16 protein-coding genes are annotated in these 19,385 nt (G+C 63.1%); 11 read left to right on the top strand and 5 right to left on the bottom strand.

Features of this window, described 5'->3' with window-relative positions:
* Positions 1-142 precede the first annotated feature (142 nt).
* Both K0O64_RS20360 and K0O64_RS20355 read left to right on the top strand, forming a co-directional pair.
* Entirely contained in the window at positions 143-2,527 is a 2,385-nt protein-coding gene (locus K0O64_RS20360) for a heavy metal translocating P-type ATPase (protein ID WP_096311915.1), read from the top strand.
* 380 nt (positions 2,528-2,907) lie between these two features.
* On the top strand, positions 2,908-3,174 hold the full coding sequence (locus K0O64_RS20355) for an SHOCT domain-containing protein (RefSeq protein WP_096312950.1): 267 nt from the start codon (positions 2,908-2,910) through the stop codon (positions 3,172-3,174).
* 186 nt (positions 3,175-3,360) lie between these two features.
* Here K0O64_RS20355 and K0O64_RS20350 read toward each other — a convergent pair whose 3' ends face one another.
* Positions 3,361-3,624: a heavy-metal-associated domain-containing protein gene (locus K0O64_RS20350; protein ID WP_096312949.1), complete on the bottom strand. Its 264-nt coding sequence runs from the start codon at positions 3,622-3,624 to the stop codon at positions 3,361-3,363.
* A 320-nt stretch (positions 3,625-3,944) separates the two neighbouring features.
* Between K0O64_RS20350 and ripA the strand changes: the two genes are divergently transcribed.
* Together ripA and K0O64_RS20340 are read left to right on the top strand one after the other, a co-directional pair.
* Positions 3,945-5,342, top strand: a complete 1,398-nt coding sequence (gene ripA / locus K0O64_RS20345) for an NlpC/P60 family peptidoglycan endopeptidase RipA (RefSeq protein WP_096311914.1) — start codon at positions 3,945-3,947, stop codon at positions 5,340-5,342.
* 338 nt (positions 5,343-5,680) lie between these two features.
* Positions 5,681-8,257 (top strand): heavy metal translocating P-type ATPase, encoded by a 2,577-nt coding sequence (locus tag K0O64_RS20340; RefSeq protein WP_096311913.1) that lies wholly within the window; start codon positions 5,681-5,683, stop codon positions 8,255-8,257.
* 761 nt (positions 8,258-9,018) lie between these two features.
* Here K0O64_RS20340 and K0O64_RS20335 read toward each other — a convergent pair.
* Entirely contained in the window at positions 9,019-11,061 is a 2,043-nt protein-coding gene (locus tag K0O64_RS20335; RefSeq protein WP_225933497.1) for an NUDIX domain-containing protein, read from the bottom strand.
* 423 nt (positions 11,062-11,484) lie between these two features.
* Here K0O64_RS20335 and K0O64_RS20330 point away from each other — a divergent pair, with 423 nt between their 5' ends.
* Positions 11,485-11,643, top strand: a complete 159-nt coding sequence (locus K0O64_RS20330) for a hypothetical protein (protein ID WP_164520113.1) — start codon at positions 11,485-11,487, stop codon at positions 11,641-11,643.
* A 43-nt stretch (positions 11,644-11,686) separates the two neighbouring features.
* Entirely contained in the window at positions 11,687-12,592 is a 906-nt protein-coding gene (locus tag K0O64_RS20325; protein WP_321189713.1) for a DMT family transporter, read from the top strand.
* A 126-nt stretch (positions 12,593-12,718) separates the two neighbouring features.
* Here the strand turns inward: K0O64_RS20325 and K0O64_RS20320 are convergent, their stop codons facing one another.
* Positions 12,719-13,027, bottom strand: coding sequence for a hypothetical protein (locus K0O64_RS20320; protein WP_096311912.1), 309 nt, complete (start codon positions 13,025-13,027; stop codon positions 12,719-12,721).
* Positions 13,028-13,334: 307 nt separating this feature from the next.
* On the opposite strand from K0O64_RS20320, the gene K0O64_RS20315 reads away from it, so the two are divergent.
* The 4 genes from K0O64_RS20315 to K0O64_RS20300 all read left to right on the top strand — a co-directional run bounded on the left by K0O64_RS20315 (position 13,335) and on the right by K0O64_RS20300 (position 15,756).
* Positions 13,335-13,619, top strand: a complete 285-nt coding sequence (locus K0O64_RS20315) for a hypothetical protein (RefSeq protein WP_096312946.1) — start codon at positions 13,335-13,337, stop codon at positions 13,617-13,619.
* A gap of 254 nt (positions 13,620-13,873) precedes the next feature.
* Complete coding sequence (locus tag K0O64_RS20310; protein WP_164520112.1) at positions 13,874-14,569, top strand: DUF998 domain-containing protein; 696 nt, start codon at positions 13,874-13,876, stop codon at positions 14,567-14,569.
* A gap of 274 nt (positions 14,570-14,843) precedes the next feature.
* Positions 14,844-15,068 (top strand): hypothetical protein, encoded by a 225-nt coding sequence (locus K0O64_RS20305; protein ID WP_096311910.1) that lies wholly within the window; start codon positions 14,844-14,846, stop codon positions 15,066-15,068.
* 28 nt (positions 15,069-15,096) lie between these two features.
* On the top strand, positions 15,097-15,756 hold the full coding sequence (locus K0O64_RS20300) for a methyltransferase family protein (protein WP_096311909.1): 660 nt from the start codon (positions 15,097-15,099) through the stop codon (positions 15,754-15,756).
* A gap of 183 nt (positions 15,757-15,939) precedes the next feature.
* On the opposite strand, the gene nicT is transcribed toward K0O64_RS20300, so the two are convergent.
* Entirely contained in the window at positions 15,940-17,058 is a 1,119-nt protein-coding gene (gene nicT, locus K0O64_RS20295) for a Nickel transporter NicT (protein WP_486348150.1), read from the bottom strand.
* A 426-nt stretch (positions 17,059-17,484) separates the two neighbouring features.
* On the opposite strand from nicT, the gene K0O64_RS20290 reads away from it, so the two are divergent.
* Complete coding sequence (locus tag K0O64_RS20290) at positions 17,485-18,345, top strand: PPK2 family polyphosphate kinase (RefSeq protein WP_225933496.1); 861 nt, start codon at positions 17,485-17,487, stop codon at positions 18,343-18,345.
* Positions 18,346-18,410: 65 nt separating this feature from the next.
* Here the strand turns inward: K0O64_RS20290 and ccsB are convergent, their stop codons facing one another.
* The gene (gene ccsB, locus K0O64_RS20285) at positions 18,411-19,385 is read right to left on the bottom strand and encodes a c-type cytochrome biogenesis protein CcsB (RefSeq protein WP_096311906.1); all 975 of its coding nucleotides are present in this window, start codon (positions 19,383-19,385) and stop codon (positions 18,411-18,413) included.

The following is a 19,385-nucleotide window of genomic DNA, read 5'->3' as shown; positions in this document are numbered from 1 at the left end:
CCGACGATCGGCACGTACGCATGCGCATGATGGTGCCGCATGCCGCGGAGGTGGCAACTACAAGGGTCGGAAGGAACAGAATCTTGTCGGACAGACAAACTGAGGCGGGACGTTCGCCCGCCACCGGTGGCGAGGCGAGACGATGACCACGACGGTAGTGCTGGATGTGCACGGGTTGACGTGGGCCAGTTCTGCGACAGTTATCGAGTCGACCCTGCTGCGCCGCCCGGGGGTGTCCGCGGTGCAGGCCAATGCCGTCAGTCAAACCGCCACTGTGGTGTACGACCCTTCGATCACCTCAGTCGCCGCGTTGTCAGAGTGGGTGCGTGACTGCGGATTTCACTGTTCAGGGCGGTCAGTCCCGGATCACGTATGCGATCCCATGTCGGAACCTACCGATCGGCCGACACAGCACGTGGCAGGGGTTGAGCATGGACCGCACGCCCATGGTGCGACACCCCAACGGGCCCCGCAGGAGGTGATGGGCCACGGCGGGCACGCCGGGATGTCGATGGATGCCATGGTCCGCGACATGCGTAACCGCTTTCTCGTCGCGCTCGTGTTGTCCATCCCAATCATGCTCTGGTCACCGATGGGCCGCGACATGTTCGGCTTCACCGTTGCCGCTCCATTCGGGATGCGCGACGACGTATTCACTTTGTTGCTGAGTCTGCCCGTGGTCTTCTACTCCGGCTGGATCTTCTTTGATGGCGCGTGGCGGGCCTTGCGAGCCCGCACGCTGGACATGATGGTGCTGGTTGCCGTCGCTGTCGGGGCGGGCTGGCTCTATAGCGTCGGCGTGACATTGACCGGCGGGGGCGATGTGTTCTACGAAGCAGCCGCCGTGCTGACAACCTTTGTGCTGCTGGGACATTGGTTCGAAATGCGCGCCCGTGGCGGCGCCAACGAGGCGATCCGCACCCTGTTGGAGTTGGCTCCCCCAATGGCCGTTGTGGTGCGTGAGGGCGAGACCGTCGAGATCCCGACGGCTGACGTCCTTGCAGGCGACCTGCTGCTCATTCGTCCCGGCGCCAAGATTCCCGTCGACGGCACCGTCGAAGACGGCATCTCCGAGGTCGACGAGTCGATGGTGACCGGGGAGAGTCTTCCGGTGCACAAGTCCGAAGGGTCAGCAGTGATCGGTGCGTCGATCAACACCACCGGGACACTCCGGGTTCGCGCCACCAAGGTCGGATCCGACACGGTCTTGGCTCAGATCGTGGCGATGGTCCAGGAGGCGCAGAACTCGAAGGCACCCGGGCAGCGTCTGGCCGACAGAGCAGCGTTCTGGCTTGTTTTGGTGGCACTGGTTGGGGGGACGGCCACCTTCCTGGTGTGGTGGGCCGTCGGCGCAGGGGTTCAGGCGGCGCTACTGTTCGCTATCACGGTGGTGGTCATCACCTGCCCGGACGCACTGGGCCTGGCTACGCCCACGGCGATCATGGTGGGCACGGGTTTGGGTGCAAAGCGGGGCGTCTTGTTCAAGAACGCCACTGCGCTGGAGACCTCTGCGCGCATTGACACCGTTGTCATGGACAAGACAGGCACGTTGACCAAAGGTGAACCGGAGGTCACCGACCTGGTTGTCCAGGGCATGTCCGAGGAGGAGCTGCTGGCTCTGGTCGCTGCGGTGGAAACTGAGTCCGAACATCCCCTGGCCGCTGCGATCGTGCGCTACGCCGTTGACCGTGGCATCAGCCCGGCCCAACTGACGAGCTTCCGCAATGTGCCTGGTCAGGGAGCTATCGCTACGGTGGCCGGCCGAAAGGTAGCGGTGGGGAACCGCAAATTGATGCTCGAGGAGGAGGTGGATTTCGCCGATATGATGGTCCGCCGCGACGAGTTGGCCGCTACCGGACGCACCGCGGTGCTGGTGTCCGTCGACGGTCACGGAGTCGGAGTGGTCGCCTTGGCTGACGCGGCGCGGGAGACCTCTGCCGCAGCCGTCACCGCACTGCATGAGTTGGATGTGCAGGTCGTCATGCTCAGCGGCGATAATCAAGCGACCGCCGCCCGCATCGCCGATCAGCTCGGCATCGACACCGTCATCGCGGAAGTGCTGCCTGGGGACAAGGCGGCCAAGATCGCGCAGCTGCAACAGCAGGGCAAGAAAGCGGCCATGGTCGGCGATGGCGTCAATGACGCGCCCGCGCTGGCCCAAGCCGATCTGGGCGTCGCGATCGGAGCGGGCACTGACGTCGCTATAGAGACTGCTGACCTGGTGCTAATGCGTTCCGACCCCCTGGACGTACCGATCGCCCTGCGGATCGGCCGCGGTACGTTGCGCAAGATGCGGCAGAACCTCGGCTGGGCCGTGGGCTACAACGTTATCGCGCTACCAATCGCGGCAGGGGTCTTTCAGCCGCTGTTCGGGCTGGTCTTGAGACCGGAAATCGCGGCGTTGTCGATGTCAGGATCGAGTTTGATCGTGGCGGTCAACGCGCTGATGCTTAAGCGCCTCAAACTGCCCTCCCCGCCACCCGCGGATTCAGCTGGGGCACCGGAGCATGTCGAAATGCGGACGTGATGTCGTAATCGAGCTTGGCTCTGCGGTTGGCTTCAAGTCTATTTCGCCCGACAGCCGAAACTGTTGTACATCAACGCTTCCCGGGTGCGCGGTGGAATGCACAGTACCTACCCTGTTCCCTGTCGAATCTCAATCGACCGGCCGGCGCCGAGTGGAGACATCGCCGCGTGCTAAGTATGCCTACCGACGACCGGCAGGGGATGCCCGACGGGGCCACCGAGGGGTCCTCTGCCGCAGCATCTACTGTCTGGCTGCGGACATGGTCCGCACTGCCGCGCACGGCCGAAGTGGCCAAAGACCCCTGTGCGCAGGGCGATAGGCCCTGCGTACAAGGGTTCGGGTGTCGCACACTGGAAACGAGAACCGTCGAAGGAGTGATCATGATGTTCTGGTACGACCACAATATGGGTTGGTGGGGCTATGCAGGCATGGGAATTGGGATGATTCTCTTCTGGGCGTTGCTGATCGTTGGCATCGTTGCGTTGATCCGTTACCTCAGCGATAGTTCGCGAGACGCCTCGGCTGCACCGCCGCCTACGGCATCGTCACCCGAGCAGTTGCTGGCCGACCGCTTCGCCCGCGGAGAGATCGACGAAGCGGAATTTCAGCAGCGGCGAGCGGTGTTGCGCGATCACATCCGCCACTAGGCAGCTAGCGTGAGTGGCCAAACGGATCGTCGGCCATGCCAACACCCCTGAGCAGCAGAGACTTTGGTCCTCACACTCATCTGAATGCTCGCAACTGCTGAGCGAAGGGCCGCCCCCCGGCGACGCTTGGACAGGCGTGCCAGCGCGGCGTCAAACTTGCCGACGCTGGCTGTGAGGCACGGGCTGTCAGCCGCAGCAGCAGCCGCCCGGTGGATCGGCCAACGGCAGATGCGGCGTTTGAGACGCGTGATCCGATCCTTGAACGGCGTACCCTGCATCGACGATGCTCGTGGTGATCGCAGAAAGGTCGGCATCGCCGTCTACAGTCACCGTGCCGGTGGCGAGATCGACACTGGCACCTTTCACCCCAGCCACTGATGAAAGCGCGTGCTCAATGGTGCTGACGCAGTGTCCACAAGTCATTCCTGCAACCTGAACTACAACGGTCATCTTTACCTCCTCGCCGTCAGTATATACCCTCTGGGGGTATAAGCGGATTGGGTTAACGGGCTCTTGATGACCCGTTCGTTTCACCCCCAGGCGCTTGCGCGGTCGACAGGATGGTATGGCTGACAACGCAGTTTCCTGAAGCTCCGCCGGTGTGACCAGCCCGAGGCCGATCTGTTACCGGTTTGCGCCCGGGGATGCTGTGACCCTTGTTCTCTTTGAGATTGATGTGATGTACGTTGCGATTACGTACGGAGTTTCTCCATACATCGCTGAGTCGACCGGCGGCCACGCGGGTCATCAGGACGCATCAGGAGGGATCGATGTGGCGCACGGGTAGATGGGTTGCCGTGACCGTGATGTCAGGATGCCTCACGGCCGGCGGGACCGGCGTCGCGACGGCGACCCACCTGCCATCAGAATCCGGTCCCTCGAGTGTGACCGCATTGGTAGCCCAAGTGGCCGAGGCCGATCAACGGCTCGCAGACCTAGGTGCCCAGATTCAAAGCCGCACCGAGGCCGTGAATCAAGCAATCGACGAGGTCGGTCGGGCTCGAGACGCCGCCGCGGCCGCCCAGAGCGACGTGCAAAAGCGCGAGCGTTCGGTAGCGCAGGCAACCCAGGCCATTCGCGGGGCGCAGGAACGCTTTGACGCCTTCGCCGTCGCAGTTTACGTTCACGGTCCGTCCGAGACCTACCTGCTGCCAGCGAGCCCCGAGGATATTCTGGCCACCGCCTCGGCTGGCGAGGTCCTGTCGCGAAGCTTCCAGCAGACGATGGCTGATTTGCAGCGCGCGCGTCTCGAAGCGGTCAATCAGGAATCAGCGGCACGCGCGGCTCAGCGCGATGCGGAGCGGGCTGCCGATGACGCTCGACGGGCCCAGGACCGTGCCGTCGCGGCTCTCGCCGAAGCCAAAACTACCTTCGCTGCCCAGCAGAACGAAGTCACTCACGTTGTGCAGCAGCGCAATTCCGCACAAGCTGAGCTGACTTCCTTACGGGCGGTGAGCGGCACGCCATCATCTACAACAGACAGACAGGCCGTTGCGGATCAGTGGGACCGCGCGAGTGCGCCGATGGGCTCGATTGCCTCGCACGATGTTGGCCAGTGGGACACCACCTTGCCGATGGTGCCCAGTGCCAATATCACCGGGGATCCGTTAGTCATCATCAATTCGGTGCTGCAGGTGTCGGCGAACTCGGCGAAAGCCACCGCCGACTTAGGGCGAAAGTTCCTAGTGAAACTCGGTATCCTCCAAGAGCCCGCCGCGGCGGCCGACCCAGGTATAACCAACGGGCGAATTCCAACGCTGTATGGCCGGCAAGCCTCCGAATACGTTGTACGCCGCGCCATGTCACAAATTGGCGTGCCCTACTCGTGGGGCGGGGGCAACGCCAACGGCCCATCACGGGGGATTGATGATGGCGCAGGCACCGTCGGTTTCGACTGTTCCGGACTAATGCTCTATGCCTTCGCCGGGGTCGGTATCAAGTTACCCCACTACTCCGGCAGCCAGTACAACGCGGGGCGCAAGGTGCCCTCATCACAAATGCGCCGAGGCGACCTGATCTTCTACGGTCCCAACGCCAGCCAGCATGAGGCGATGTATCTCGGCGACGGAATGATGCTCGAAGCTCCCTATACCGGATCGAGCGTCAAGGTCTCCCCAGTTCGCACCAGCGGCATGACACCGTATGTCACCCGGATGATCGAGTACTGACGCCGCCGATCGCGCGAGCTGGTGCACCGGCGGGTCATCGGCATCTAGGGTGGCCCAATCCGCGACCGTGACCACCCCTGAACTCGAATATCCGCACGAACGTTCGGCGTCCTGGCGGTCAGGGGTCGAAGAGGCCAGATGCCCTGACTCGGAGGGCCGAAGGCCTCTACCTACGTGGCCACGATGGGGCGACAGTGTGCAGGGACAGACCGACAGCCACCGGGATGTTCGCACTGGAGGTGGCACTGTGGCAAAGCAACTGTGGGCCGCTCATCGGGCCAAAGGTGGGTCGCTCCTGGCCCTGGCAACGCGGACGGTCTGGGACAGAGGAGGTTTTCATGTCCGGTAGCGACATCGCTGTGGTGCTGATAGCGGTTTTCGTCGTTATTGCATTGGCCTGCTACTTCTTTGCACCCCGCCGTGTCCATAACGCCGAGATGAGCGGGGGAGTGCAGCGTGCGTTGGTAACCGTGCGCGGTGGTTACACCCCGAGTGTCGTTCGGGTCCACCAGGGTCTTCCGGTGGAAATCGAATTTGACCGCCAGGAATCGGGGGACTGCACATCGCGGGTGGTGTTTCCTGACCTGCAGCTCTCGGCCACACTGCCAGCCAATGAGCGGACCGTTGTGCGGTTCACCCCTGAACGCGCGGGCACGTTCGGCTTCGCGTGCGGCATGAACATGATCCACGGCACGTTGGTCGTCAGTCCGAATGACGGTGATGACGGGGTGCGCCACGAGCGCTCGGCGGCGCCGGGAGTCGGAGCGACGCCACGGCCGGCGGAAGACGTCGAAGCCGCGCAGCGCGCCGCACAACACGCCGAAATCGCCGACCTGACCCGGAGGGTCGTGGTCGGCGCCCTGTTAACCGCGCCTGTTCTGTATGCGGTGATGGCCGCATCATTTGACGCCCGGTGGGTGCCGGCGCTGCTACTCAATCACTGGGTGCAGCTGGCGTTGACGACCCCCGTGATGTTCTACGTTGGCTGGCCCATTCATCGCACCGGATGGTTGGCGCTTGCCCACCGCAGCGCCGATATGAATAGCCTGATCACCCTGGGGACCGCGGCGGCGTACGGTTACAGCCTGCTGGTTACCGCGGCTCCGGCAGCACTGCCAGCCAACCTCCGCGAGGTGTATTTCGAAGCCGTTGGTGTCATCATCACTCTGATCATGGTGGGTCGACTGCTGGAGGCCCGCGCGAAAGCCGGTACCGGAGAAGCTATCCGCGCTCTCTTGGGCCTTCAGGCCCGCACTGCGCGGGTTCTGCGCGACGGGACCGAGGCTGAGATCCCTGTCGGAGAGGTCGTCGTCGGGGATGAGATCCTCATCCGGCCTGGAGAAAAGATTCCTGTCGATGCCACTGTCGTAACCGGCGAGTCCGCAGTCGATGAATCGATGGTGACCGGCGAGTCGATGCCGGTCACAAAACACCCCGGTGACACCGTGATCGGTGCGACGGTCAATACCACTGGCTCATTGCGCGTCTGCGCCAGAAAAGTTGGGGCTGACACCATGCTGGCCCAGATCATCCGGATGGTGCAGCAAGCCCAAGCATCTCGGGCGCCCATTCAGCGGTTGGCGGACGCGATCTCGGCTTACTTCGTGCCGGTGGTGATCGCCATCGCCATCGCCACTTTCGCCGTGTGGTTTGTGGCCGGCCCAGCTCCGGCGCTCACCTTGGCGCTGGTGTCGGCGGTGGCCGTGTTGATCATCGCCTGCCCGTGCGCGCTGGGGCTGGCCACACCATTGTCGATCATGGTGGCTACTGGTAAGGGCGCGCAGGCCGGCATTCTGATCCGTTCAGCTGAGGCTCTGGAGACCGCGCATCGTCTCGACACGATTGTCCTGGACAAGACCGGCACCATCACGGCCGGCAAGCCCGCTCTGACGGATGTCGTAGCGATTCACCCCTTCAGTGACCGCGACCTGCTCTCCCTGGTGGCCTCCGCAGAGGCCGACAGCGAGCATCCAGTGGCCGGCGCGATCGTGGCAGGGGCGCGGATGCGCGGGGTGGACGTCCCTGCTGCTGAGGAGTTCGTCTCCATCACCGGCAAAGGTGTCCGTGCCACCGTTTCCGGTCACGTGGTACTTGTCGGAACCGCGGCACTGCTGGACGAAAACGGCGTCACATCAAGCGAACTCGGTCAGATCGGTGCCAGCCTTGCCGCCTCGGGCAAGACGCCCATCTTGGCCGCCGTCGACGGCCGACCCGCTGCTGTGCTCGCGGTGGCTGACACGGTCAAATCGGATTCGGTTGCCGCGATTGCCGCGCTGGATGCCATGGGGCTGCAGGTGGTGATGATCACTGGAGACAACGCGCGCACCGCGGCGGCGATCGCGCGCCAGGTCGGAGTCCGCGAGGTGTTGGCCGAAGTGCTGCCCGAGCACAAGGCCGACGAAGTCCGCCGGCTCCAAGCCGACGGCCGCCGTGTCGGAATGGTCGGTGACGGCATAAATGACGCACCCGCCCTGGCCCAAGCCGACGTCGGCCTGGCCATCGGGACCGGTACCGACGTCGCAATAGAGGCCGCCGATATCACGTTGATTTCCGGGTCGCTGGCCGGCGTGGTTACCGCTATCGGGCTTTCTCGCGCCACAATGCGCAACATTCGGCAGAACCTGTTCTTCGCTTTGATCTATAACGCGGTCGGCATCCCGGTGGCTGCCGGTGTGCTCTATCCACTCCTCGGTGTAATGCTGTCGCCGATGATCGCCGCTGCGGCCATGGCCTTGTCTTCCCTGTCGGTCGTCAGCAACGCAAACCGCTTGCGCCGCTTCCACATCGCGGCACTCCCCGCAGCCCAGGCTCCCGCCGTCGAACCCGCCGTGCACATCAGCGGTAGTCCACCGCAATGCCCCGATCACGTCGACGCACACCATGGTGCGACGGCGGATCTACCATCTACACCCTGACAGAATGCGTTGAGACGAACAGGGATCACATCCGTTCACCTGCACTGGTACCGATGCGGACGACACGTCGGATCCCGACGATCGGGATCACCGGGCCACGTTGACTGAGGTGTCAACCGCCGCGATTATTATGCGCGGCGCGATCCCAGACAAGCGCTAAACCAGCGACCGCACGGTGACCCGCCGGGATTGCCGACGCCAGACTGCGCTACGGCAGCCCGCGCCGCCCCCCGGCGTACCGAGCAACGACTCGGTGTCGTCACGGGCGGTGGTCAGCGTGCGGAAATAATTCGCGTGAAGCGGCCAGGGTGGCGGCCAGCGGGGATGGGCCGAGCCGACCGGCACGTAGGGCTTCAGCCTGGACAAGCCTGGCTGTTCGGTCGGTCGTCAGGGTCTGCAATGCGGCCATCGGTGTGTAGGGCGTGAATGAATGAGTCGTTCTATCGTGCCGTTCCACCAAGTGGCGCGGCAGGGATTTTCCATGTCCCTAAATCGCCCATGGACCATGCCGTTGCCGAGGCGGCGATGACTGTGCTGTCGAACGGTGCTTGTCGCGTTCGGCCGCTGGTGCAGGTCGGTTCACTGCGCGGAATCGCGGACGCCTCATGGCGTGTGCGGCATGCGTCAAGGACGTTTGCTTTGGCCCGTGGGACCGGCATGCAGGTGCACGGAGACAACGCAATTGGCCCTGGAGCCGTCAACTCACGCGTCCGAATAGTCCCTCTAGTCACCCCGATCGCCGACGGGTGTGGTGTGCACGGTCAAGCGGGGTGGTGCGCGCTCAATAAGGCGGCCACGCTATCGAGCACGGCCGCCGTCAGGACACCGAGGCGAGCTCGGTGACCCTGCGTGCTATCTGGCCGACATGTCATGGCGGGCAGATCCTCGTCGTCGTGGCGGGCGCTGAGCTGGCTGAGTGGAACATGGCGCAGGCAAGTCACTTCAGCGACGTTGAGCGCGCCACTGTATTGCGGGTGAGACGACCAAGCCAGTACCGGTGTCACCAGAAACTTCGATTCGGGGTCGGTCATCGACGGCAGAATACCGAGGGTATAGACACTGTCGGACTGTAAACCGATCTCTTCGGCCGCTTCGCGCAGTGCGGTCGCCACCGGACCGTTGTCGGCTGCGTCTTGCCCACCGCCAGGGAACGTGAGCCGGCCCGGGTAGTCGGTCAGGTCGGCGGCACGTTCGGTGAGCGTCACCTGCAGCCCAGCGGTGCCCTCGGTAAGGAGGACCAGCACCGCCGCCGGTCGCAGCGTCACCGGGTCGTGCAGGCGCTGACCCAACGCGTGGTAACGCTGGTGCAGCGTGTCGGCCAGCGACACCGCCCAGGGCGGCAGGGGCGCCAGCGGTGCTGCGGGAGAAGCGTTTCGGTGCTGTGCAGACCGTGTGGCGCTTGGGGCTTGAGCCCAGCTGATGGAGGCGGAGCCGATGTGCATGGTGGCGATGCCGGGGCCGATATCGGGGGCGGCGACGAGGCGCGTCTGTTGACCCAAGCCAGGGTGACCGAACAGAGCGCGGGCGGGATGGTGCGGCTCGGGGTGCCCGGCATGATTCCATTCGGCGGGATTGTTGGCCACGGCGACCAGCGCCTGACCCGAGCTGACCAGATGCGCGATCTGACCGGTGAAGGGAGTGAGCCGTTCACTCATCGCCGGCGCCAGGATGAGATTCGCGCCCGCCTCCGCCAGGGTGTGCACGGCCTGCGGGTTGAGTAGGTCGCGGCAGATGGCGATCACCAGGTGCCAGCCGTCAGCGCTGACGTGGATCCGCAGTTCGGGGAATCCTTGCGGTTGGATGTCTTCGTTGATCGGGTGTTCGGCGGGGGAGTGTTTATCGTGGGTCATCGGGCGTCGATGTCCGCGAACCCAAGCGGTCGCGGTGTTGCGTCGACGCGCTGGTGCTGCGCCCAGATGGTGATAACTTCCGGCTATCAGTAGCTGTGGACCGCCTTCGCGGCGGGTCCACAGCCGAAGGGAGCGGGCCAACGACGGGGTTAGGCACAATTCCGGCAACACCACGATGGAGGCTCCGGCGTGAACCGCCTGCCCGATCAAAGCATCGATAAGTCGGTGTTGTCGACGTGGATTGAGTGGTCCGACTGGGAATGCCGCATCAGTCGGGTCGCTCGGCAACCGGAACTCCTCCAGGCTTCGGTTGGGGTGACACGTCGCAACGATGGTGTCCGGGGTGATGATGCCCTGCAGGGCGTGGAAATGGGTGTAGTCGAAGACAACCTGGAACTGCGTGGCCCATTCGCCGGCCAGCCGAATATGGCGCGTTTCATCGAGTCGGTTGGCCAGGCGCCAAGGTGGGGCTGTCGGGCGCATTTCGATGATCTTCCGAATATCGGGTCCGCCCAACGGTATCGGGTCGCCGACGGCAGGCCGGTACGGGCTTCGCCGTCGAAACGAGGCGGCCAGGCTGCCGCGAAAACACTCGTCGAGCAGCTGGGCCAAACCACGGGCGATCGAAACGGCGGCGACGTCATCGACTGCCAGGGCATTGACCAGGGCGGCGCGCAGCGGGGCGCCCAGGGGGGTTTGCGCCTCTGTCGAGGCGATGGCCCGCACTGGGGCGATGGCCGAGATGACGCGGCTACGGATGTCAGGGTCAGCGGCCTGTGCCCAGAGCACCGAATGCTCGTCGCGACACAGCTGTAGCAGATGAGTCAGCGCTACTAGCGGGTCGGTCTCATCGCGCAGCCGTTCCCGCATGTAGTGCAGGCGCTCGCCGGGGGAGTGCAGCCGGGCCACACATGGTGCGCACGGGGTCGACTCGATGGGGGCTTTGAAGTTCACCAACGTGGACTCAGTATCGGCTGCGCAAGCAGGGTTCACGACGGTATCGGCTGGCGAGAAACCCCGATCGTGTTCGCGTTGACCACATCAGGCGCCTCCTGTGAACCACCCTGACGTCTCGGCGTGGAGTACCGGCACCTTGTGGTGTCAGGTGTTCTCCGCCGACGCTCTACTAGCAAGGTTAGTACACAGCGAAGATACATTGCGGTACCCGAAGCGATCACGCTTGATTGGGTCGGTGCCTGTGGCGGCACTTCTGCCCCAGTAGGGTGGTCCTACGGCGTTGCCGTCGCTGTTAGCCAGGATCTCTAAGACTCTATCGCTTGCTATTGACTGCGCTAGTACTGACATGTGGAGTACATCTGAATGGTGGGAGAGAACTCGCCGAACAGGACTCACCCTGGCAACTGGCCGCGTTGTCGGATGACCGATCTCGGCAGCGCGGTGGCCGTGCAGGCGCGGTGGAGCGTGCTCGAGGGCGCAGGTCAGGCGCACCGGCGCACGTCACGTCATCGAAGCCGCATCGAGCTGCAACTGCGCGCCGCCACGTCGCTCGTCCGCTGTTGTGTCTCGCAAACCTGAACCCCAAGGCGGTAGCAGTCGGGGCCGGCCCGCGGGCGCCGGCATGCCAGGGCTGGGCCGCGTCAGACCTATGCGGATGGTGTTCGTTGCGCTGGCGTGGGGATCATGTTTCGTTCTGCTGGAGTGGGGCGCACGCGGCGGCTCGGTACTGTGGTTTGTCACCTGGCGCGCGTGCATTGCTGGGGCGGTACTTCTTGGGCTGACGCTGGTCAGGGGTCGCGGCGTGAGACCCGTGACGACCTCCAGCTGGACTTTGTGGATGTTGATCGTCGCGCTGGCCGTCCTCAATGTCGTGGTGTCCTTCGCGGCGATGGCGGGCAGCCTGACGGGGACGACTACGGGGATGGCAGCGGTGCTTGCCAACGGGCAAGCGCTGCTGGTGGTTCTGCCGGCGTGGTGGCTCTTTGGCGAGCGGCCCAGCGTTCTCGAGCTCGTCGCGGTCGCAATCGGATTTGGGGGGCTGCTGCTGATCGCGGTTCCTGCGGGTAGCGGGCGAGGCGCTTGGCTGGCGCTGCTGGCAGCTGGCGGCGTCACCGCGGGGGCGCTGCTGGCACGACGACTGGCCGGCGTCGACATTCTGGCGTTGGGTGCCTGGCAATTCCTGATCGGCGCAGCGATGCTCGCCGGTGTGGCCACCGCGATCGACGGGCCTCCGCGCGCGAACTGGTCGATCAACTTCGTCGTCGCCGTCCTTGTGCTGGCCGTGGGTGGAACAGCGCTTCCTTATGTGGCCTGGTTCGCCGAGTTGAGGCGTGCCCCGATCACCGCGGTGACGTCGTGGACGCTTTTGGTGCCCGTGGTCGGCGTGGGAATGAGTGTGCTGATTCTGCGCGAGCCCGTCACCCCTGAACAATTCATCGGGGATGCAACCGTCGTCGCGGCATTGGCCATCGTCGCGCGGTCGGGACGTCAGAAGCAAAACGATGTCACTCCGCCATCCGCCCAGTGACCTACGCCCGCTGACGAATACCGCTGAGCGCCAATGATGCTCGAGCCATCCGCCAGACCCGCACCGGCCTGCGCGTACTAGACGCGGCGTTCGACCGAAGGCCTGTCACGCGACGACCGGTATGAATCAGGGACGGCGCCCGGCTGCAAGGTCGTTCATCAGCTGTTGGTAGGTGTCGGAATCGATTTTCCCGGCCACTCGCTGCCGAACGACGAGAGCTTCAGCAACCATCCCTCGGCACCGCGCCACGGCAGCAGCTTCGCTGCGTCGGTGCTTGGCGCGCACGCGTAGCAGCAGAGCCGACGCGATCAGTGCGGCTAGCACCGCACCACCGATGACAGCGGAAAGCCATGGACTTGCAACGACGAGACTATCTGTCATCGTCACCGCACTCACCTCAATCCCTTGCCGAAGCGGCAGGTAGTCCACCTTCATGGTTGCTAACCATCATTCGCACTCTCTAATTGCTCGGGTAGGGACATAGGTCCCCGCCACGACGGATGAATGTCGTCGCTGACGCCAATGCGGGGGGATGACGATGTAGCGGGAACGTCGCAAGGATCCCGACGTCAGCAACACATGCGCACCAGGCGGTCACCGCAGTCAACTAGTGCGAGAACATATGCGATGGAGGGACCTTCGGCGACGGATCGGGGCCGCAAGACCCCTGTAAGCGCCCACAATCGGGATAAGAATTTGATCGCACAGTACGAGGGTTCGACGACTAATCCCGGAGCCAATGATGAACAAGTTGAGTATCAGTCGAGTCAGCGCCGCGTTGGCGGTGTTGAGCTCCACCACCTACTTCATCTGCTTTGTCTGGAACGCTGTGGCGCACTCGCCGTTTAGCGACACTGCGTTCGCGGCCGCCTTCCCCGGTTTCAGCTGGAGCCTCATCGGTTTCGCGACTGGTTTGGGCTGGAGCATTCTCTACAGCGGTTACGTCGGCGTGGTCTTCGTCGTGGCTTACAACTTTTGCTGTCGGGTAATTCCGACACCTCACTCAGAAGGACAGCGCAGCGGCTGATTCCGACCGGGTATTCCGATCGTGGACCAACGTTCGGCAATGCGGGAGGCCGCCGGGACCGGCGCCAAGCAACAGAAACTCCGTATGGGTAGTTACTAAGTAGTTCAGTGCAACTTCCTTTGGGCGGTGTGGTGGTAGTTTGCGTTCAACGGCTCGTCTTCGTAGTAGGGAAGTCGACCATCATGACTCGACAACAGACATCGTCAGCCCATGGTCACCTTCATCGTGGCGCTGGTCTCGTGCGGAGCTGTGGCATGGCCGGCGTGCTCGGGGCATTCGTATTCCTGTCCGCCGTGGTCACACTTCACCTTGTTCGCCGCGACATCAGTCCGGTCGACGGCTTCGTCAGCGATTACGCCAACGGCTGGACCAGGTCGTTGTTCACCGTCGCCGTTCTTGGCCACGGCGTAGGGAACGTAGCCCTTGCTGTTGGACTGGGCGTCGACCTCGGTACGAGCCGCAGCGCCCGCTGGGGTGCGTTTGCCTTCGGCGCCGCCGGAATTGGTCTGCTCATCGCCGGGGTTTTTCGCACCGACCCGGCTTACGCTCCGCCGTCAGTGAGCGGGCAGGTGCACAGTGGCGCGGTCAGCATATCGTTCCTCGTGGAACTGGCGGCTCTCCTAGTCTTCGCCGGGGTCTTTCGGCTTCACCCGGATTGGCGAGCATATGCGCGACCCACGCTCGTGCTGGCGATCCTCGCCGGAGCGACCACGTTGTGGATGCTCGTGGCGGTCGAGATGCACTGGGTGCCGGGGATTGCCGAGCGCACCGCCCTAGGCGTGTTCCTTATATGGGAATTCTTGGCCGCCTACCGCTTGGTCTTTCGGCGACCGGCGTCCGATCAACCCGCCATCGTTGTGGCTGCCCAACGGACCGCCGGCTCGCGGCTCGCGCCTGCTGTACACCCCGGTTCGGGGAGCACCGGTGGGGTGGGGAATGGTCGGCCGTGATAAGACCCGATGGTGTGCGAGCACGAGGTGCATCGTCATCGGATACCGGATCACCACGTGCTGGCAGCCGCCGTCGGCCCATCGACGGCGCGAAAGTCGCCGTGCCGAGCCCGCTGCGGCTGCGCCCTCGCCAAGGCCGACGGGTGCTTGCGGTCCCTCATTCTCATCGTTCGTGCAGGACCTAGGTCACAGCATGATGGGACGTCAGGTTCTACGGGCGAGATACGTAGATGCGGCATCCTGGGCGCGACGGAACTGATGGAAGGACAGGCAAATGAAGGTGATGCAGAGAACGTCGTTGTATATCGGCGTCATAGTGACTGCGGTGATAATTGCAGTCATTCTGGGCGCACCAGCGTCAGTGGCCCTGATCGCGCTGGCCGTGCTGGTGTGTCCGCTCATGATGTTCGTCATGGGGGAGGACACGCGCACAGCGCCGGCGCTGAAAGCCGCGAGACCCACAGGCGTCGCGATACTGGCGGTAACTTGTCGCCAGTGACCCCGCCAATGAACCCAAGGTAACCACGATGGCTGACGGAGCCTATGGCTTGTGGCCACTGGTGATATTGAACACCCTGCTGTTCACTGTATTTGGGCTAAGTTTCTTTCATCCGCGAACCAAGCGGGACTGGCGGGCTATGAGCGCTTACACCGCATTTCTGGTCGCGTTGTTTACAGAGATGTACGGGGTTCCCCTGACCGTGTATGTCCTGGGCAGCTGGCTCGGTTCCCGGTATCCGCTGTTACGCGATACGCACGCTGGCGGGCACCTGTGGAACGACCTGATTGGTTGGACGGGTGATCCGCATTTGAGCCCTTTTCATCTGGCTAGCTATCTGGCAATAGGCGGCGGCTTCTGGCTCATCGCTGTCGGGTGGCGCCACCTGCACACCGCCGCTCAATCCGATCGCCTGGCCACTACGGGACCGTATGCGTACGTACGCCATCCGCAATACGATGGTTTTCTGATGGTGATGGTCGGCTTCCTGTTGCAGTGGCCGACGCTACCCACCCTCATCATGTTCCCGATATTGGTTTACGTTTACGCACGGCTGGCACGCAGCGAAGAGCGGAGCGTGGCAAGGTGGTTCGGGGCCGAATGGACCGAATATGCGCAGCGCACACCGGCGTTCATTCCACGGTTGCATCCGCTGACTCGCAATCGGCCAAAGCTACCGTCGGTGTAGGGGATTGCGGGCTACCGTGCGGTGTACGCGATCGTGGCGTCTCGCCCGCCCGAATGTTCGTTCTGGTGGCGTCTCGCTGGCCGCGCCCCCGTGTGGTCACGGATGGCCATCCGAGGGCTCGTGCGAACTCAGATGCTGATTAGGGCGGACGGTCCGCGCCGGCAAATCCGTGGACAGGGAACTCTAAGCAGTGAGGTTCGCGGACCAGCGTTCTTCAATGCGGGCGAAACGCCAGACAGTCGCGGCGACGAGCCAGGAGACGATGAAGAGCCCGACGACGATGTAGCCGACGTAGTCGAGGTTGACGTTAGCGATCGCCGCTAAAGGGCCGGAGTCGATGTGGCTGCGGACGGCGACGACGCCGATCAGTTCAACGGTGCCGATGATCAACGCAATTGCTACCGACAGTGAGGTGATAGTCAGGTTGTAGAAAATCTTGCGGACCGGTTTCGCGAATGCCCAGCCGTAGGCGTAATTCATAAAGACGCCGTCTGTGGTGTCCATCAGGCACATTCCAGCGGCGAACAAAATCGGCAACACCAAGATAGCGTAGAACGGCAAGTCGAACACGGCCGCTCCGCCGGCCAGCACTAGCAGGCCGACTTCGGTGGCGGTGTCGAAGCCCAGCCCGAACAGCACTCCGATGGGGTAAATATGCCACGGCTTGGACACGGACTTGGTCAGCCCTCCCAGGAAGCGGTTCATGAATCCGCGGGAGCTTAGGTGCCTTTCCAAAGCAACCTCGTCGTAGCGGCCCCGACGCAGTTCGCGGGCCACTTTGACGATGCCTATTAGAGCAACAAGATTGAGGATTCCGATGATCCAGAGGAACACCCCCGAGATGGATGGGCCGATCATCCCCGTGACGGTGTGCAGGGGCGATGCCTTGTCCTCGACCGGGCCCATTAGCGCTCGCGCACCTACCGATAGGAGGAAGGCAAGGCTGAACACGATGGTGGAGTGGCCCAAGGAGAACCAGAATCCAACCGACAGCGGTTTGTGTGCGACCTTTGCTTCGATATTGTCGGTGATCAGTTTGCGGGTGGTGTTGTCGACAGCGGCGATGTGGTCGGCGTCGAAGGCATGACGTAAACCGAAGGTGTAGGCAAGGATTCCGACTCCGACCGTGAAGACTGGATGGTTGCCGCCGAGGCGATAGTGGTGTGGGACGACCAAGGCGAACAGCGCCCCGAACCCGATCGCGTGTAGCGCAATGATCAATGAGTACATCGCGGCGAGTGACCGTTTATCTTCGCGTGACAAACTTCGCCGGAATTGCAGTAACCGAGGCGTTGATCGCACGGGACGAGATTCTGATGCGGTCACGAAGAAGCTCTCCTCGATCTCCGCGCTTCGCGCAAGTGTCTGGAACGGACAGTGGATCAGCCTATGCGCCATCTGATTATCTGTCTAGGTGAAAAGGTAAACTGCGTCGTTCGGACGTCGGCAGTCCACGGGCGACCGAACCGTACAACTGATCGGCACTTGCCGGCGAACCCAACTACATCGACTCCCGGCGGTGTGTCGTCGGCACGATGCTGGCACCGCCGAGTCGCCACCCACCTGAAGACAACAATTCGATCCGCAGCGGACTGAGGCCTTGCGGCCGCAGGTGTTCCATCGTCGGGAGGCACACCCAAGACCTAAGATCATCGGTGGATTTGATCGATCCACCGCAGTACTAATCAGAGGATTGCGAGTACGCGATTGTCGCCTCAATGGGAACACTTGGCAGCCGGCACCCTCGTGGCACCCGGGACGGTCGTCAACCTCGCCAAGGACTTCGACCCCGGCCTGCGTGATCGTCACATCAGAAAGGACGAACACGATGCCGCGCTTCTCGACGCCAAAAGGGTGCTGATGGACCTTCAGGACAAGTTCCTCGCCTCCGCGGACCGCGCATTGCTCATCATCCTTCAAGCGATCGATGCCGCCGGCAAAGACAGCACCATCAAGCATGTGATGAGTGGACTCAACCCCGAAGGGGTTCACGTCTACAACTTCACCGCCCCTTCTGCACACGAGCGCGCTCACGATTACCTTTGGCGCCACCAGCGAGTCCTTCCGGAATTAGGTCGGATCGCGGTATTCAACCGATCTCACTACGAGAATGTGCTCATCACGCGGGTGCATCCGGAGACTCTATGGCCGCAATCGGCAGTGCCGCAAGAAGATAATATCTGGCACAACCGATTTCGGTCGATCAATGCCTGGGAGCGCCATCTGACCGATAACGGCACCACGATCATCAAACTCTTCCTCAACCTGTCACGGGCAGAGCAGAGCCGTCGATTTCTAGCACGGATTCAAAATCCTGAAAAGAACTGGAAATTCTCCGTCGCCGACCTCCAAGAACGCGCATTCTGGGACGACTATCAAGTCGCTTTCGAGGAGATGCTGACACACACCAGCACTCGCTGGGCGCCATGGTATGTGATTCCGTCTGATCGGAAGTGGTTCGGCCACCTGTGCACTTCGGCTGTTCTCGTGAATGTTTTGCGTGGGCTCAATCCCCACTATCCAGCAGTGGATCCGCGGACCAAAGCGCAACTGGCGCATGCAGAACAGCAACTGCTTGACGGCAACTGACAAGAGTTCGGCACAGTGAGCGAGCGCCCTACACCCAATCTTGACTATCGATTACGGCGTCGGAATCACATGACTCCGGCGTAGGAGTGCAGGCCGGCTGTCACCAGGTTGATGAAGAAGAGATTGAAGACCATCGCGACGAAGCCGACGACGTTGATCCAGGCGGCTTTCTTGTCGCGCCAGCCCGCCGTCGAGCGGGCGTGCAGGTATGCGGCGTAGACCACCCAGGCGATGAACGACACCGTCTCCTTGGGGTCCCAGCCCCAGTACCGGCCCCAGGCCTCCTCGGCCCAGATGGCGCCGAAGATCACGCCGAAGCCGAAGATGGGGAACGCGAAAATCGTGGTGCGGTAAGCGATTCGGTCCAGGGTCTGGGCGTCGGGCAGCCGCTGCACGATCTGCGCCAGCCGGCCTTCCCGGTCGGGGTCGGACAGCGGTGACATCTTCAGCAGGAACAGGATGCTCGCCACACCGGCGACCAGGAAGACACCCGAGCCGAGGCTGACCACCGACACGTGGATGGGCAGCCAGTATGACTGCAGTGCCGGCATGACCGGGGCGGCGTTGGTGTAGAGCCAACGGCCCGAGACCGTCAGCAGGATGAGCACAGGAACGAGTACGAAGACCCACAGTGCGCGGTATTGCGGTCTGCGCAAGACGATCGAGGCTGCGATCAGACCGCAGAAGCTCGTGAGGTTGATGAACTCGTACATGTTGCCCCAGGGCACGCGGGCGGTGGCCAGCCCGCGCAACACGATGCAGACGAACAACAGCGCGATGCCGACGTAGACCAGCGACAGGCCGGCCTTGCCGATGCGTTCGTCGGTGGAGCGTTTCTGGTTCTCGACGACGACGCCGGGGCGGTCGCTGTCGGCGGTGACTCCGGCGGAGACGAGCTCGCGGGCCTCGACCTTGCGGCCGCGGCTGTAGGCGAGCTCCACGGCCAGCAGCAGCAGCGCACCGACGAGCACGACGACCGACGACGTGAACGCCCAGTCCGAATAGCGGGCCAACCCGATGTCGATGTTTGCCGAATTCAC

This window comes from Mycolicibacterium pallens (assembly GCF_019456675.1).
GTDB classification, from domain to species: domain Bacteria; phylum Actinomycetota; class Actinomycetes; order Mycobacteriales; family Mycobacteriaceae; genus Mycobacterium; species Mycobacterium crocinum.
Note: the sequence above shows the minus strand (reverse complement) of the source record. Positions and strands in the feature narration are given on the sequence as shown.